Source organism: Arthrobacter sp. StoSoilB5 (assembly GCF_019977235.1).
Classification (GTDB): Bacteria; Actinomycetota; Actinomycetes; order Actinomycetales; family Micrococcaceae; genus Arthrobacter.
The window spans coordinates 269,623-284,945 of record NZ_AP024646.1 but is presented as its reverse complement, the minus strand read 5'-3'; the positions used below and the strand labels follow the sequence as shown (position 1 = coordinate 284,945).

Here is a 15,323-nt window from a genome sequence, read left to right as displayed (position 1 = left end):
GCCCCGCCGGGGCAGCGATTACCCACGCTCACCAAGTCATTGGAGGATCCACGTGAAATCAAGATTCATCATGTCTGCCGCAGCCGGTCTCGCGGCCGTCCTTGCGCTTGCCGGATGTGGCGGCGCCGAGCCCGCCAAAGACGGAAAAGTCACGCTGAAAATGGTGGAGAGCCTCACCAATCCGACACGGACAGACACGTTGAAGAAGCTCATTTCCGGCTTCGAGCAAGCGAACCCGAACATCAAAGTTGACCTCATCTCTCCGCCAACTGATCAAGCAGACCAGAAGATCCAGCAGATGCTCCAGTCCGGCAAGGGAATCGACGTCGTCGAGGCCCGCGACATCACCGTGGGATCGTTCGGTGCCAACGAGTGGCTGTATGACATGTCGGCCGACCTCAAAGGCTGGGAGGGCTGGGACAACCTGACGGACAACGCCGTCACGTATTCGAAGCAGAACGGCAAGACGTACTACATTCCTTACGGCTTCTACGGGCTTTCGCTGTTCTACCGTTCCGACGTGGTCAAAGAGGCCGGCTTCTCCGGGCCACCTGCCAGCTGGTCCGAGATGCTGGAGCAAGCGTCGGCCATCAACAAGCCGGCAGAGAACAAGTTCGGCTACGCATTCCGCGGGGGCACCAACGCCAACTCCAACGCCGTCGCCATCATCGAGGCCTACGTGGCTGACGAGATCGACAAGGAAAACGCCTTCAAGCTGACCAGCGGCAAGACGATCTTCTCCTCGCCCAAAGCGCAAGAGGCCATGGATCTCTACATTGATCTCTTCAAGAAGGGTTCGCCGCCATCCTCAGTCGCCTGGGGTTACCCGGAAATGGTGCAGGGCTTCAGCAACGGCTCTACCTCGTTCCTGCTCCAGGACCCTGAGGTCATCGCTACCGTGCGGGAATCCAAGTCCATCAAGGAGGACCAGTGGAACGTGGCTCCGCTGTTGATAGGACCGAGCGGGAAAGCCATTCAACCCGTGGCATCTGCCGGCTGGGGAATTGCCGCCGCATCCACATCCAAGCCCGAGGCCGTGAAACTCATCAAGTACCTCGCACAAGGCGACGCTGCAACCACGTTCAGCAAGGACAACAGCCTGGTGCCGACCTTGAAGTCCGCCGCCCAGGACAGTTTCTACAGCACCGGTCCTTGGGCCGCCTACGTCAAGATGACGGAAAATCCGGAGACCTATGTCTCCGCTGTCCAGCCGCGAAGCGTGTCCTGGTGGAGCGAATGGATCAAGAAGTCCGACGGTGAACTCCAGCGCGTCCTGACCGGGAAGATGTCCACGAGCGAGTTGCTGGCCAGCTGGGACACTTACTGGTCTCAAAAGTGGGCAGGCTAGGTTCCGGTGAGCCTCGATACCAAGCTCCCCTCGAAGAAGGCCGATGCCGGGTCCGTGGCGGGCACCGGCTCTCAGCCCAAGAAGCGCTTCAATCCCAGGACAGCCTTCACTCTGCTGATCTTCCTGGCCCCGGCTGCAGTGTTCGTCGGCATCTTCACCTACTACCCGATGATCGCAGGCAGCCAGATGGCGTTCCGCAACTGGAACCTGAACGATCTTTCCGACACCTCGTGGGTAGGGTTTGGCAATTTCACAAGCCTGCTCGAAACGCCGGAATTCTGGGGGATCGTCCGAAACACGGTGGTGTGGGTGGTTGGTTCCTTGGTGCCGCAGGTGGTCATTGGCTTTGCCGTGGCGTTATTCCTGAAGCGAAAGTTCAGGATGCGCGGGGCTTACCAGGCCATGATTTTCTTCCCCTGGGCAGTGTCCGGATTCCTGATCGGCATGCTGTTCCGGTGGATGTTCAACGCGGAATTTGGCGTGGTCAACGACTTGCTGATGAAGGCGGGGATCATTAACTCGCCCATCCCGTGGCTCTCGGACCCCGGATTCGCGATGACCGCCATCATCATTGCCAACATCTGGTACGGCGTCACGTTCTTCGCCATCATGATCCTCGCCGCACTGCAGTCCGTCTCCGACGAAATGTACGAGGCCGCAGCGCTGGACGGAGCCGGGAAGGTACGCACGTTCCTCAACATCACGCTGCCGAGCATCGCTACCACGTTGGCTTTGACCATCCTGCTGAGGGTGATCTGGATCTTCAATTTCCCGGACATCATCTTCGCCATGACAGGCGGCGGTCCGGCTGACCAGACGCACATCATCACAACGTACATGATCAAAATTACCCAGGAGGGGGACTACGGGAAGGCTTCCGCCCTGGGGCTGATCGTCGTCCTCACGCTTGCCCTCTTCGCCGTCTTTTACCTCATGGCCGTCCGTCCTCGAAAGGAAGCCCGATGATCAATCAGCAGAGCTTCATAGGGCGTGTGGGTAAATTCGTCTTCCTGGGAGCGTGCCTCGTCGCCACGGTTTTCCCGCTGTACTGGATCATCCTGACGTCTTTGAAGGAACCCGGCGCCATTTACTCGCTGCCGTTGGACTATTGGCCCCGGCAGCTCTCCTTCGAAAACTACGTCGGGCTTTTCACCAAGTCGGATTTCGGCCAGTACATGCTCAACAGCTTGGTAGTTGCCCTGGTAGCTTCGACGGTGGCCACTCTGATCTCCTTGCTCTCGGCGTATGTCCTGGCTCGGTTCCACTTTGCAGGTCGCGGCGCGGTGTTGGGGGCCTTCCTGATCACCCAGATGATTCCAGGCTTCATTGCCTTGGGGCCGCTGTATCTGATGATGACCAATATGGGCCTTGTAGATTCCAAGACCGGGCTGATCCTCATTTACATCGCGATCTGCATTCCGTTTTGCACAATCATGCTCCGGGGTTTCTTCGAGAACGTTCCTGACGCTTTGGAAGAGGCCGCGATGATCGATGGCTGTTCGCGGCTGGGTGCGTTGTTCAGGGTTTTGGTTCCAGTGATGCTGCCCGGCGTGGCGGCAAGCTTCGTCTTCAACTTTGTTAACTGCTGGAATGAGCTTTTCTTATCGGTGACCTTGATGAACAGCGATAGTAACAAGACGATTCCGACGGCGTTGGCCGGGTTCATCTCGAGCTTCAACATTGACTGGGGGTCGATGTCCGCCGCGGCGGTCCTGACGGTCGTTCCAACGCTGGCAATCTTTGCCTTTGCAAGCAAGTTCATTGTCCAAGGACTAACGGCCGGGTCAGTCAAGGGCTGAGTCGAACGCACCCAACTGGGTCGCATTTGTGCGCGTTTTGGTCGCCCTAAACGCGCACAAATGCGACCTAGTTGGGGCGCCCGACGCCGCGTCAAGCCTTTTTCTTGGCCCGCGTCTTTGGCTTGGTGGCAGCTTTGCTGGCGGCAGCGTCGTCGTCGGCCGCTTTTTCCTTGCCTCGTTTCTTGTCCAGGCTGCGCTTCAGCGCCTCCATGAGGTCGATGACGTCGCCGCCCTCGCCTTCGCCCTCCGTGACACCGAACGTGGCTTCCGTATCCAGTGCCTCGCCCTTCTCCAGCTTGGCCTCGATCAACGTGCGGAGCTGTACCTGGTAGTCGTCGGTGTATTCCTCGGGGTCGAAGTCGTGGGCCATGGAATCCACCAACGCGGAGGACATTTCGAGTTCTTTGTCGGAAATCTTGATGTCCGTCTCGAGGGAGGGAAATTTAGCTTCGCGCACTTCGTCGCCCCAGAGGAGGGCTTGCAGCAGCAATACGTCCCCGCGTACGCGCAGGGCGCCGAGCCGGGTTTTCTGCCGCAGGGCGTACTGGACGATCGCGATCCTGTCCGTGTCCTCCAGCGTCTGGCGCAGCAACATATAGGCCTTGGGCGACTTGGAATCCGGCTCCAGGAAATAGCTGCGCTCGTACATGATCGGGTCCAGCTGCTCGGCAGGGATAAATTCCACTACCTCGATTTCGCGGCTGTTCTCCTCCGGCAAGGACTTTATATCGGCCGCCGTGAGAACCACCGTGCGGCCTTCTTCTTCGTAGGCCTTGTCGATATCCTCATAAGCCACAACGTCGCCGCAGATTTCGCACTTCCGCTGGTACCGAATGCGCCCGCCGTCCTTATTGTGGACTTGATGAAGGCCAATATCGTGGTCCTCCGTGGCGCTGTAAAGCTTCACTGGTACGTTGACCAGACCGAACGCGATAGATCCCTTCCAGATGGCCCTCATGCACCCAGTCAACAGCACAAGACAGCAGAGGAGAAGAGGTGGCAGGCAAGCAACAGGAGCGCGTGAACGTTGAAGGCCACGAGCTGACCCTCACCAATCTGGGCAAGATCATCTACCCCGAGACCGGAACCACCAAAGCCGAGGTCCTGGAGTACTACGCTGCAGTGGCGCCGTTCCTCATTCCCGCGGCAGCCAACAGGCCCGTCACCCGTAAGCGTTGGGTCAATGGCGTCGGCACCGCCGAGCATCCGGGGCAGGTGTTCTTCCAAAAGAACCTTGAAGACTCCGCGCCCAAATGGATCCCCCGCACCACAATCCAGCACTCGGACCACACCAACGTCTACCCCATGGTCAACAACCTCGCCACGCTCACGTGGATGGCACAGATCGCATCCCTGGAGATCCATGTCCCCCAGTGGCAAGTGGACGCAGAGGGTAACCCGCTCCGGCCTGACCGCTTCGTCCTGGATCTTGACCCCGGTCCCGGCGCGGGCCTGCCAGAATGCGTTGAAGTGGCCAAGCTTGCCCGCTCCATCCTGCAGGACATGGGCATGGATCCGGTGCCCGTGACCAGTGGCAGCAAAGGCATACACCTCTACACCGGGCTGGACGGGACGCTGAAGTCCGAGCAGGTCTCGGCCTTCGCCCATGAGCTCGCCCGGGCCCTGGAAGCTGACCATCCCGAGCTGGTGGTCAGCGACATGAAGAAGTCCCTCCGCCACGGCAAAGTGTTGGTGGACTGGAGCCAGAACAGCGGCAACAAGACCACCATCGTGCCCTACTCGCTCCGAGGGAAAGCCCACCCTACTGTCGCGTCGCCGCGCACGTGGCGCGAACTTTCCTCCGCCAACCTCGATCACCTTGACTACACAGCCGTGATGAAGCGGGTGAAGAGCGGCAAGGACCACTTCGCGCCCATTTCCTCTCGGCATCTCCCGCCGCACGGAGAGTATGCGGATGACGACGGCGGGGGCGGTCCAGGCACCGGCAGCGGTTCAGGCACTACTGGCCGCCGTGAGCGGGTGGTTACCGTCGAAGGTCGTCTCGCCAAATACGTTGGGATGCGCGATCCTGCCAAGACCCCGGAGCCGTTCCCGGCGTCGTCGTCTCTCGCGCAGGGCGACCAGCCCGCGTCCAAGGGATCATCCGGGCAGCCGCAGCCCGGCGATCTTGCGCCGCCCGGCGGGATCTTCGTCATCCAGGAGCATCACGCCCGGCGCTACCACCTCGATTTCCGTCTGGAGCACGACGGCGTGCTGGCCTCCTGGGCGCTGCCCCGCGGCGTCCCCGAAACGCCCGATCGGAACAACCTCGCCGTTCAAACCGAAGACCACCCCATGGATTACGCGGACTTCGCCGGCGTCATTCCCAAGGGCGAGTACGGCGCCGGGACAGTCAGCATCTGGGACCGCGGCGAGTTCACGTGCGAGAAATGGCGGGATGGCAAGGAAGTGATCGCGACGCTCACCGGTCAGCCAGGAGGTGGGCTCCACGGGACCAAGCGGTTCGCGCTCATCAACACCGGTGACCGTTGGCTGATCCACTTGATGAAGGAGCAGCCTGGAGGACGGCTTCGGAAGGGCGCTCCCAGCCCTTCCGCCAAGGCTTCGCCCGCCACTGCACCCAAGCCAGCCGTTCCACAGCCGATGCCCACTTACACCCCCATGCTTGCCACTTCCGGCACCGTCGCCGACCTTCGTGGTGGCGGCTGGCTCTACGAACTCAAGTGGGACGGAATCCGGGCTATCATCACCGGCACGGAGGGCAAGATCCGTTTGATGAGCCGCAACGGAAACGATCTCACCGCAACCTACCCCGAACTGACGGACCGATCATGCTGGCCCAACGGCGATTTCGTGGCCGACGGTGAAATCGTGGCACTTGGCAAGGGTTCGCGGCCGGACTTCGGCCGCCTGCAGCTGCGGATGAATCTGGTCAAAACCGCGGACATCGAGCGTGCCAGAGCTTCGGTGCCAGTGCAGCTCATGCTGTTCGATCTTCTGTACGACGGCGGCACGGATCTGAGCGGGCTGCCATTCCGCGAGCGCCGGGAACGGCTTGCCGAGTTTGCGGGGCGCTTGCGTGGTGGCTGCCCGCTTCACCTTTCGGCCGTGTTGGACCATGACGTTGAAGACCTCATGACAAGCGCGGGTGAGCTCGGCTTGGAAGGAGTGATGGCGAAAAAAGCAGATAGCCGTTACGTGATCGGCCGGCGAAGCCGCTCATGGATCAAGCTCAAGTTGGAACGGAGCCAGGAAGTGGTGGTTGGCGGCTGGCGTCCCGGCGCTGGCGCCCGGAGTGGGACCTTTGGCTCGTTGCTGTTGGGCATTCCGGAGGGCGGGAAGTTGCACTATGTCGGCCGGGTTGGCAGCGGATTCAAGGAGTGGCAGCTGAGGGACATCATGGAGAAACTGGAGTCCCGCCTGGTAGCTGATTCCCCCTTCGCCGACATTCCGCGCGAAGACTCGGCAGGTGCCCGCTGGGTAGATCCGGAGCTGGTGGCTGAAGTGACGTTCGGAGAATGGACGGGGCCGGGCAGGCTACGGCATCCCGTGTGGCGTGGGTGGCGTCCTGACAAGTCCCCGAAAGACGTAAGCCCGCCCAACTAGGTCGCAGCTGAACGCGTTTTGAGGGTTCAAAACGCGCAGTGATGCGACCTAGTTGGGCTGGCGGGGCTGGGTTAGGAGGAGTGCGGCATCTGTGGGCGGCTGGTGCGGTGGATCGCCGTCACGGCTGCGCCCTGGCCCATCCGTCCGTGGGCTTGGTCGCGGTCCTTCGGGTGCCGGCGTTTACCGCTGCCGTCCGGCCAGTGCTGTTCCTGGTCCAGACCCAGAGATACGTCGATGGTTGCCGGTTCAGGCATGGGAGCCATGTCCATGGCCTCCACCAAGTGGCTCGCAACCTCAGGATCGATGTTTTCGGCTTGATGCTTTGCAGTCATGGTTCTTCCTTTCCACAGTGAAACGAAGGAATTTCAATACTAGGTGGGCCGAAGATGGTTGTCTGCAGGATTTACCTGCGTACAGGAATCACCAACGGACCTTCTTCTCTGTCTTGGCCCGCTTACCGCTGGCGGACGTGGGCTTGTGGCCCTTACCAGTGCTTTGCCAGCCAGCGGGAGCGCCGCCGCCGGACTTGCTGGCGAGCATCGCTTTTTGCGCATCTGTCAGTTTGGACTTGATGCCGCCGGAGGCGGGGGCGGACTCTGTACTTCCCGGCGCTGCGGGGTCCGGGGTCTTGTTTTCAGAAGGATTGGCAGTCATAAAAGTGGACTCCTGTTCAGGTGCGAGTCCTGAAGAAGCACTAAAACCATGGCGTGCGGTTCGAGAAAATAGCGTCGACAACGGGAACGGCATGGAGGCAGGGCCTCAACAGGCGTGGATTTTTGTCATGTGAAACTCGGCTGTGCCACTAAAGGCAAGGGCCGGTCTACTCAAAAATCAGTGTTCCCATGGGTCATACCCTAGCCAAGTTTCGCCGCTTTTGTGAACCCCTCGGCTAGCATGGCACCCGTGACCCGGAGAATGTCCATCGCCACCGCCCTCCGCTCCGCCGGGTGCGTTTTCGCGGAGGACGAGGCCCAACTCCTCATCGACGCTGCCCTCAGTCCCGGCCATTTGGACCACATGGTGGATCAGCGCGTCAACGGGCTGCCCTTGGAACACATCCTCGGCTGGGTGGACTTCTGTGGGAGCCGCATGGAAGTTGGACCCGGCGTATTCGTTCCGCGGCGTCGCACGGAGTTCCTGGTGCGCCAGGCGGCGGAAATAACCCGGCCGGGTTCCGCCGTCGTCGATCTTTGCTGTGGCTCGGGAGCCATTGGTGCGGCGCTTAGCGATCTCCTGGGGAGTTGCGAGCTGTACGCCGCTGACATTGATCCAGTCGCGGTAGCCTGCGCGCGCAAGAACGTTGGGCCACGTGGAGGCCGTGTTTTCGTGGGCGACCTCTACGAGGCCCTCCCCCTTGAACTTCGGGGACGCGTGGACGTGGTGCTTGCCAATGCGCCGTACGTACCTACGGGTTCCATCGGGATGATGCCGCCAGAGGCGCGCTTGCATGAACCGATGGTGGCGCTCGACGGCGGTACTGACGGTTTGGACGTCCAACGCCGGGTCGCGGAGCGCGCGGCTGAGTGGTTGTCGCCGGGCGGTTGCCTCCTGATTGAAACATCGGAGCAGCAAGCACCCGAAACCGCCAGGATCATGAACCAGTGCGGGCTGGCCGCGCGGGTGCTCGTTAACAAGGAATTGGGCGCAACGCTCGTGCTTGGAGCCGCCCCTACCCCCAAAGGCAATCCGTAAGCTTTTGCGCCCGTTTAAGCCGTGTTCGGTGGGCTTGGCTAAACAATTTGGTAACAACGTGCCCGGGAGGGCAAAAACCGCCCGGATTCCGCGCCGTTGCAGGGCAAAAGCAGGTAATGAGATGCAACACACCTAGGCAATTTGCATCCCCAAAGGGCCCAAAAATCGGATCTCAACTGGGGTTTAAGCGGCAAACCCCGTAAAATTGAACACCTGCCCAGAGCGGGGCAGCAGAAGTCGCAAGCAAATGACCTCCCTAGGAGAAGCCCAAATGCCCATAGACCAAAGCAAGACCGTCTCCCCGGATGGCGAAAGGAACACCATCCAAAACCAGGAAACAGCCAACACCCCGGCCGCAGCCAACGCAGTCAAAACCACCAAGAAGTCAAAGCTCCGCAGCAAGCGCCGGTTGAAAGAATCCGACGTCAATGTTGTGGACCAGCCGATGCTGAAGAAAGCACTCGGCGGCACGATCGTCGGCAACACCATGGAATGGTACGACGTCGGCGTGTTCGGCTACCTCATCACCACCATGGGCCCCGTCTTCCTCCCGGAAGCGGACAAGTCCGTTCAGACACTCTTCCTTCTCGGCACCTTCGCCGCAACCTTCATCGCGCGCCCACTGGGTGGCGTCGTGTTCGGCTGGCTTGGCGACAAGGTGGGCCGCCAAAAGGTGCTCGCAGCAACACTGATGCTCATGGCGGCAAGTACGTTCGCCGTCGGCCTCTTGCCTGGCTACGCGCAGATCGGCATCTGGGCCGCCGCGCTGCTGGTGATCCTTAAGCTCGTCCAGGGCTTCTCCACCGGTGGCGAATACGCCGGTGCCACCACGTTCGTCAGCGAATATGCCCCGGACAAGCGCCGCGGATTCTTCGCCAGCTTCCTGGACATGGGCAGCTACATCGGTTTCGCCCTCGGCGCCGCGCTGGTGTCCGTCCTGCAGCTCACGCTCGGACAGGCAGCCATGGAGGAATGGGGCTGGAGGCTTCCGTTCCTGATCGCTGGTCCCCTTGGCCTTATCGCCGTGTACTTCCGTAGCAAGATCGAGGAATCCCCGCAGTTCCAGGCCACCCTGGACGCCCAGGAAGCCCTAGCCAAAGACGCCGCGGCACAGGATGCTGCCGTGGCGAAGGGCCCGGTTGGCATCATCAAGGCCTACTGGCGCCAGATCGTCCTGGCCATGATCCTCGCGGCGGCGGCCAACACTGTTGGCTACGCCCTGACCTCATACATGCCTACGTACCTCACGGATTCCAAGGGCTACGATCCCGTTCATGGCACCCTGCTGACCATCCCGGTCCTGGTGATCATGGCACTGTGTATCCCGCTTACCGGTAAGTTGTCCGACCGTATCGGTCGCCGGCCAGTGCTGTGGATCGGCGCGGGCAGTACCATCCTGTTCTCCGTTCCCGCCTTCATGCTGATCGGCATCGGCGATATCTGGTCAACCCTGGCAGGCCTTGCCCTCATCGCCTTCCCCGTGACGTTCTACATTGCCAACCTGGCCTCAGCCCTCCCGGCACTGTTCCCGACGTCCAGCCGGTACGGCGGAATGGGCATCGCCTACAACTTCTCGGTAGCGATCTTCGGTGGCACCACGCCGTTCATCGTCCAGGGCCTCATTGAGGGCACCGGCGACGACATGATGCCTGCGTACTACTTGATGGGAACGTCCATCGTGGGTGCGATCGCCATCTACTTCCTGCGTGAGTCAGCCCAGCGTCCGCTGCCCGGCTCAATGCCCAGCGTGGACACTGCCGCCGAGGCCCGCGAACTTGTAGCAACACAGGACACCAACCCGCTCATCAATCTGGAGGAGATGCCGTTCGACGGCCAGCCAATTGATGACGAAGTCTTCGGCCGCCGCGACAAGGATCTGGCTCCCGCCTAGGAACTCTTTGCCTGCAACTTCTGAGCAGCGCTTCCGATAGTTCGCGGCCCCGCCGCACACAGTAGCCACCAACACCAAGGCGCTCTCCTTGGAGTTGGTGGCTACTGCTGTTAATGCTCGACCTCAAGTGCTCGACGGCGGCACTCCCCTAGGCCGGCAGCAACCCTTTGACAGCCTCGCCGATAATCCGCGCGCCCTCGGGGAATGCCCCAGGATTGGGGCCGGCGTAGTTGAGCCTGATGTATGGGCCTTCAGGCTCCGCGGGGAACCACTCCGTCCCGGCCGCAATGAGAACCCCCGCCGCTTCGCAATCCTTGGTGAGCTGATCGACGTCGAACCCGTCCGGCAGCCTCAGCCACAGGTTCAAGCCGCCCTTGGGCAGGTGGCTGAGGTGCGCCTGCGGAACGTGTCCGCGCAGGCTGGTGACCAGCAGGTCGCGGCGCGACTGCAGCTGATGGCCCAGGCCGCGCAGGTGGGTTTGCCACCCCGGCTGGGTAACGACGTCGAGCGCTGCAGCCTGGAGCAGGCCGCTGACATACATCGACTCCGCAGCCTGCGCGCCCATGATCCGTTCCCGGGCCGGACCGCGGGCGATAATCGCTGCCACGCGGATGGATGGCGAGACGCTCTTGGTCAGCGAGCGAATGTAGACCACGTGGCCGGAATCGTCCTGGGCGGCGAGCGGTACGGATTGCGCGGTGATACCGAAATCGTGGGCCCAGTCGTCCTCCACAAGGAATGCGCCGTGCTGGCGGACAATCCGGAGGACCTCCTCGCCCCGTTCGGGAGACCATTGGGCACCTGTGGGGTTGGCGAAGTTGGGCTGGGCGTAGAACATCCTTGCCCCGGATTCCTCGAAAGCCCTCGCCAGTTCGTCGGGATCCGGCCCGTCAGGACCGGAGGGCACCGGAATGACACGAACACCGGCCTGGCCCGCGGCCAGCAGCGCACCCCAGTAACTGGGCGACTCCACCAACAAGGGTCGCCCATGCCCCACCAGGCCGCGAAAAATCGAGCTAAGTCCGCTCTGGCTCCCTGGAAGTACGACGACGTCGCTAGGCTGGGGTGGCGTGACGCCAACCGGCGTTGAGGTGCTGAGTTCGTGCGCGAACCAGGATTGCAGTTCCGGAAGCCCTTGGGCGGGTGGCCGCGACAGGGCGGCGTCGCCGCCGGCCGCCCGGGTCAGTGCGGCCCGGACGAGCCGCTCCGGCAGGAGTTCCCGGTCCGGATAGCCGGAGTGGAATGCAATGACATCGTTCGAAGCACTGCGCATGGCGCCAGAGTTCAAGGGGCGCGGAGTTTGGGCGGCCCTGAGCGCCGCCGTCTGCCAGCCGTAGTCGGACGGTCGCGCCGTACGGTAAGCCCGGACAAAGGTGCCAACACCTGGGCGGCTTTCTATCAAGCCTTGGGCCGTGAGGGTCCTCAACGCCTTCTGCACTGTCACCGGACTGGCCTGGTATTCGGCCACGAGTTGACGGGTGGATGGCAGTTTGGCTCCCGGGGCGGCGCCTGCGATCCACTCTTTTACTCGCGAGACAATCCGGGAACTGCTATCGTTATTCATGAGTCCCAATAGTAGCGCTACTACACTTTCACGGCCAGTGGTATCCAGCGGGGCGTCGCAAGGCGTCTGGTGGGGCCTTCTTGGCGTTGTTGCTTTCTCCTTCACGGTCCCCTTTACCCGCGTGGCGGTTGAAGGGTTATCCCCCCTGTTCATTGGGGCGGGAAGGGCGGTAGTCGCCGCCATTCTTGCAGCACTGGCCCTGGGGCTGACCCGTCAACGCTTTCCACGCGGAATTCAGTGGTTTCGACTTGTCGTAGTGGCCGGGGGCATCGTTGCGGGCTTCCCCTTGCTGACAACCTTCGCGCTAACGTCCACCACCGCCAGCCACGGAGCAGTGGTTATCGCGCTACTGCCTGCAGCCACGGCGACGGTAGCGGTTATCAGGGGCAGGGAACGTCCACGGCTCTTGTTCTGGGTCCTGACTGTCATAGGCGTTATCGCTGCAATGGTCTTCGCGTTGGTTCAGTCTGGTGGCTTCGGTTCGCTTCACTGGGCAGACCTGCTGCTTCTGGCCGCAGTGATGGCCGCTGCCATCGGCTACGCGGAAGGAGGCCTGCTGGCACGGGAACTCGGTCCCTGGCAGACAATCTCGTGGGCGCTCGTTGTGGCCTCTCCCTTCATGCTGCTGCTGACGGTTCTTTCCCTTGGATCCGGGGTTCCCTCCGCAACGCCCGGCCAGTGGTTGTCCTTCGCTTATCTGGGGGTCGTGAGCATGTTCCTCGGATTCTTCGCCTGGTACCACGGCCTGGCGATCGGCCCCATCGCGCAAGTCAGCCAGATCCAACTCGTCCAACCGGTCATGACCATCGCGTGGGCAAGCCTGTTGTTGGGAGAATCGATGACGTGGACCACCGCTGTTGGTGGACTCGCTGTGATCCTCTGCGCAGGTGCGGCCGTCCGCATCAGGCTCAACCCGCCGTCGAGAACCTGAAGCTGCCGCCCGAGGGCCCTGATCTCGTAGACTCGGCCCATGCCTGACGCATCTGTGGGTTCCATCCATCACCTTGAGATCTGGGTGCCGCATCTTGAACGTGCCCGGGAGGAGTGGGGCTGGCTCTTGGGCGAACTTGGCTACAAGCCGTTCCAGGACTGGCCTACGGGGTGTAGTTGGAAGCTCAATGGCACCTATGTGGTGGTGGAAGGCTCCGATGCCATCACCGGAACCGCCCACCGACGCACCGATCCCGGGCTCAATCACGTGGCCTTCCATGCTGGTACCCGGGAAAACGTGGACCGGATTCGCGCTCTCGGCGCCGACGCCGGCTGGTATGAGATGTTCGAGTCGAAGTATCCGCACGCCGGAGGTCCGGATCACTATGCCGCATATTTGATCAACACTGACAGCTACGAAGTTGAGCTGGTGGCCGAGTAGCTATGCCGGCGGAACCACGGGACGCCACATAGCCACCCGAGGCCAGCGCGTCAGTCCCAGTTCAGCCTCGTGCTCCATGAGCCTGGCGAGCTCCGGGCCCCAGCTACCGGCGTCGAGCGTTTGAAAGCCCAGGCGCCGATAGTACGGCGCGTTCCAGGGCACATCGCGGAACGTGCTTAAGGTCTGGCGCTGCATGCCATGCCCTCTTGCCCACACACGGGCAGCATGCAGCAGCTCGCGGCCGAGTCCTTGGTGCGCTTGATCCGAGTGGACGCTTACTTGCTCCACGTGCGCGTTGCCGTCAACGATATCCGTCAACAAATACGCCAACGGGTAGTCGAGTCCGTCAACGCACACCCAGGCACGCCCGGGAGCCACGTAGGCGTTCATCTCGTCCAAGGAGAAGGGTTCGTCGTCCGCGATCTGATCCATGCCCAGGCCCCGGAACGCTTCCCCCGCTGCCCGCTCGATGTCCTGCAAACGCGGCAGATCGTCTGTTCGAGCTAGCCGGATCACCGTTTATCCAGTGCGGGAGGTGCCTGTCCGACGAGGAACCCATTGCGGGTTTCGATCAAATCCTGCAGGTATCTGGCCAGCACCAGCTTCTCCAGCAAGCGGCCCAGAGGGCCGAACGGGGCAGCGAACTCCACGGTGTCCACCATCAGGGTCCCGCTGCCGTCAGGCCGGAACTCATGCGTGTGGCGGAGGTACTTGAAAGGGCCGCGCACTTGCTCGTCAGTGAACGACGCCGGTGCCTCCATGCGCGTGATGCGGCTGGTCATGCGGAAACGGACTCCGAGGTGCCACGCCTGCCAAGTGACCTGCTCGCCTTCCGAGATCAGCCCTGTGGTGACGCCGTCTATGGCCTTTTCCCTGCTTTTGGTCATCGAGCCAACGTGGGCGTCGATGTTTCGGGACAGGTCGAACAGCTCCTGCGGTGACATGGCGGAGCGGGTTCGGCAGACGAAAGCTACGGGCATACCTTGATCTTCCCAGACTCTGCCGGGCAGCGCGCTAGTGTTGCTGTTACCTTCCCACGAGGCCCATGTGTTGATCGTTGTAGCGGTTGCCCTGCACTCCGATCCGGCTGGCCACGGCATCCAGATCGGCAACTTCATCAGCGGAGAGCGCAACGTTGGTTGCGGCAGCATTCTCTTCGAGTCGTTCCCGACGTCGTGTGCCCGGGATCGGGACAATCCATGGCTGCTGCGCCAGAAGCCAGGCCAGCGCGATCTGACCCGGTGATGCACCTTTCGAGGCCGCAAGTTCGGCCACATGATCCACCAGTGCTTGATTGGTCGCCCGGTTTTCTGCGGTGAATCGAGGGATAGTGCCACGGACGTCACCCTGCGAAAACTGGGTGGAGGGATCAACAGTACCCGTGAGGAATCCCTTGCCAAGTGGGCTGAATGGGACAAAGCCTATGCCGAGTTCCGCTAGCGCTGGCAGCACCTCCGGTTCCGGATCCCGTGTCCACAACGAATACTCACTCTGGACGGCGGTCACGGGAAAAACTCCGTGGGCGGCGCGAATAGTGGTGGCGGAGGCCTCGGAAAGGCCGAAGTGGCGTACTTTGCCCGCTTGGACCAGCTCACCCACAGCACCTGCGACGTCCTCAATAGGCACATTGGGGTCAACGCGGTGCTGATAAAAAAGGTCCAGGGTCTCCACGCCAAGCCTGCGGAGCGACTCGTCCGCTACCCGTTTGATCCGTTCAGGAGAACTGTCCAACCCAACGGACTTGCCGTCTTCGATGCGCCAGCCGAATTTCGTGGCAATGACTACTTGGTCCTTGATAGGAGCAAGCGCCTCGCCGACGAGTTCCTCGTTGACGAACGGCCCGTAGACCTCGGCCGTATCAAAGAAATTGATGCCAAAGTCCACCGCTTCATGGAGCACCTTGATCATCGCCGCCCGGTCCCCCGGATTTGGGCCGTAGCTTTGTGACATGCCCATGCAGCCAAGACCGATGGCCGAGACCTGCAAACCTTGCCCAAGTGTCCGTGTGTGCATGACGCCTCCCTTTGATCCAAGTAACTCGCTTGATCCAGTCAACAACCTTCTCGACGCATATGGGAGGTACTGACGTA

General features: G+C 61.6%; 15 protein-coding genes. 8 read left to right on the top strand and 7 right to left on the bottom strand.

Annotated features, from left to right (window positions below; all coding sequences use genetic code 11):
* Positions 1–52 precede the first annotated feature (52 nt).
* The 3 genes from LDN75_RS01375 to LDN75_RS01365 are packed head-to-tail and all read left to right on the top strand — an operon-like array spanning position 53 to position 3,147.
* The gene (locus tag LDN75_RS01375) at positions 53–1,348 is read left to right on the top strand and encodes a sugar ABC transporter substrate-binding protein (RefSeq protein ID WP_223935413.1); all 1,296 of its coding nucleotides are present in this window, start codon (positions 53–55) and stop codon (positions 1,346–1,348) included.
* 6 nt (positions 1,349–1,354) lie between these two features.
* Positions 1,355–2,314 carry a sugar ABC transporter permease gene (locus LDN75_RS01370; RefSeq protein WP_223935412.1) on the top strand — a complete coding sequence of 320 codons (960 nt, stop codon included), beginning with the start codon at positions 1,355–1,357 and terminating at the stop codon, positions 2,312–2,314.
* On the top strand, positions 2,311–3,147 hold the full coding sequence (locus LDN75_RS01365; protein WP_223935411.1) for a carbohydrate ABC transporter permease: 837 nt from the start codon (positions 2,311–2,313) through the stop codon (positions 3,145–3,147). Before LDN75_RS01370 ends, LDN75_RS01365 begins: the two co-directional genes overlap by 4 nt.
* Before the next feature lie 91 nt (positions 3,148–3,238).
* Here LDN75_RS01365 and LDN75_RS01360 read toward each other — a convergent pair whose 3' ends face one another.
* Positions 3,239–4,105, bottom strand: coding sequence for a Ku protein (locus LDN75_RS01360; protein ID WP_223935410.1), 867 nt, complete (start codon positions 4,103–4,105; stop codon positions 3,239–3,241).
* A 38-nt stretch (positions 4,106–4,143) separates the two neighbouring features.
* On the opposite strand from LDN75_RS01360, the gene LDN75_RS01355 reads away from it, so the two are divergent.
* Positions 4,144–6,714: an ATP-dependent DNA ligase gene (locus LDN75_RS01355; protein ID WP_223935409.1), complete on the top strand. Its 2,571-nt coding sequence runs from the start codon at positions 4,144–4,146 to the stop codon at positions 6,712–6,714.
* 71 nt (positions 6,715–6,785) lie between these two features.
* Here the strand turns inward: LDN75_RS01355 and LDN75_RS01350 are convergent, their stop codons facing one another.
* The gene (locus tag LDN75_RS01350) at positions 6,786–7,046 is read right to left on the bottom strand and encodes a hypothetical protein (protein WP_223935408.1); all 261 of its coding nucleotides are present in this window, start codon (positions 7,044–7,046) and stop codon (positions 6,786–6,788) included.
* A gap of 88 nt (positions 7,047–7,134) precedes the next feature.
* On the bottom strand, positions 7,135–7,368 hold the full coding sequence (locus LDN75_RS01345) for a hypothetical protein (protein WP_223935407.1): 234 nt from the start codon (positions 7,366–7,368) through the stop codon (positions 7,135–7,137).
* A gap of 240 nt (positions 7,369–7,608) precedes the next feature.
* Here LDN75_RS01345 and LDN75_RS01340 point away from each other — a divergent pair, with 240 nt between their 5' ends.
* Both LDN75_RS01340 and LDN75_RS01335 read left to right on the top strand, forming a co-directional pair.
* Positions 7,609–8,406, top strand: a complete 798-nt coding sequence (locus LDN75_RS01340; protein ID WP_223935406.1) for a putative protein N(5)-glutamine methyltransferase — start codon at positions 7,609–7,611, stop codon at positions 8,404–8,406.
* A 271-nt stretch (positions 8,407–8,677) separates the two neighbouring features.
* A complete protein-coding gene (locus tag LDN75_RS01335; RefSeq protein WP_223935405.1) occupies positions 8,678–10,297 on the top strand; it encodes an MFS transporter in 1,620 nt (539 codons plus the stop codon).
* 148 nt (positions 10,298–10,445) lie between these two features.
* Here LDN75_RS01335 and LDN75_RS01330 read toward each other — a convergent pair whose 3' ends face one another.
* The gene (locus LDN75_RS01330) at positions 10,446–11,861 is read right to left on the bottom strand and encodes a PLP-dependent aminotransferase family protein (protein WP_223935404.1); all 1,416 of its coding nucleotides are present in this window, start codon (positions 11,859–11,861) and stop codon (positions 10,446–10,448) included.
* Between LDN75_RS01330 and LDN75_RS01325 the strand changes: the two genes are divergently transcribed.
* Together LDN75_RS01325 and LDN75_RS01320 are read left to right on the top strand one after the other, a co-directional pair.
* The gene (locus LDN75_RS01325; protein WP_223935403.1) at positions 11,860–12,792 is read left to right on the top strand and encodes a DMT family transporter; all 933 of its coding nucleotides are present in this window, start codon (positions 11,860–11,862) and stop codon (positions 12,790–12,792) included. The genes LDN75_RS01330 and LDN75_RS01325 overlap by 2 nt on opposite strands.
* 39 nt (positions 12,793–12,831) lie before the next feature.
* Entirely contained in the window at positions 12,832–13,233 is a 402-nt protein-coding gene (locus LDN75_RS01320; RefSeq protein ID WP_223935402.1) for a VOC family protein, read from the top strand.
* Here LDN75_RS01320 and LDN75_RS01315 read toward each other — a convergent pair whose 3' ends face one another.
* From LDN75_RS01315 to LDN75_RS01305, 3 genes are read right to left on the bottom strand one after another with little or no spacing between them, the layout of a single operon-like run.
* A complete protein-coding gene (locus LDN75_RS01315) occupies positions 13,234–13,749 on the bottom strand; it encodes a GNAT family N-acetyltransferase (protein ID WP_223935401.1) in 516 nt (171 codons plus the stop codon).
* Positions 13,746–14,213, bottom strand: coding sequence for an SRPBCC family protein (locus LDN75_RS01310; protein WP_223935400.1), 468 nt, complete (start codon positions 14,211–14,213; stop codon positions 13,746–13,748). Before LDN75_RS01310 ends, LDN75_RS01315 begins: the two co-directional genes overlap by 4 nt.
* A 46-nt stretch (positions 14,214–14,259) precedes the next feature.
* On the bottom strand, positions 14,260–15,246 hold the full coding sequence (locus LDN75_RS01305) for an aldo/keto reductase (RefSeq protein WP_223935399.1): 987 nt from the start codon (positions 15,244–15,246) through the stop codon (positions 14,260–14,262).
* Positions 15,247–15,323 lie beyond the last annotated feature (77 nt).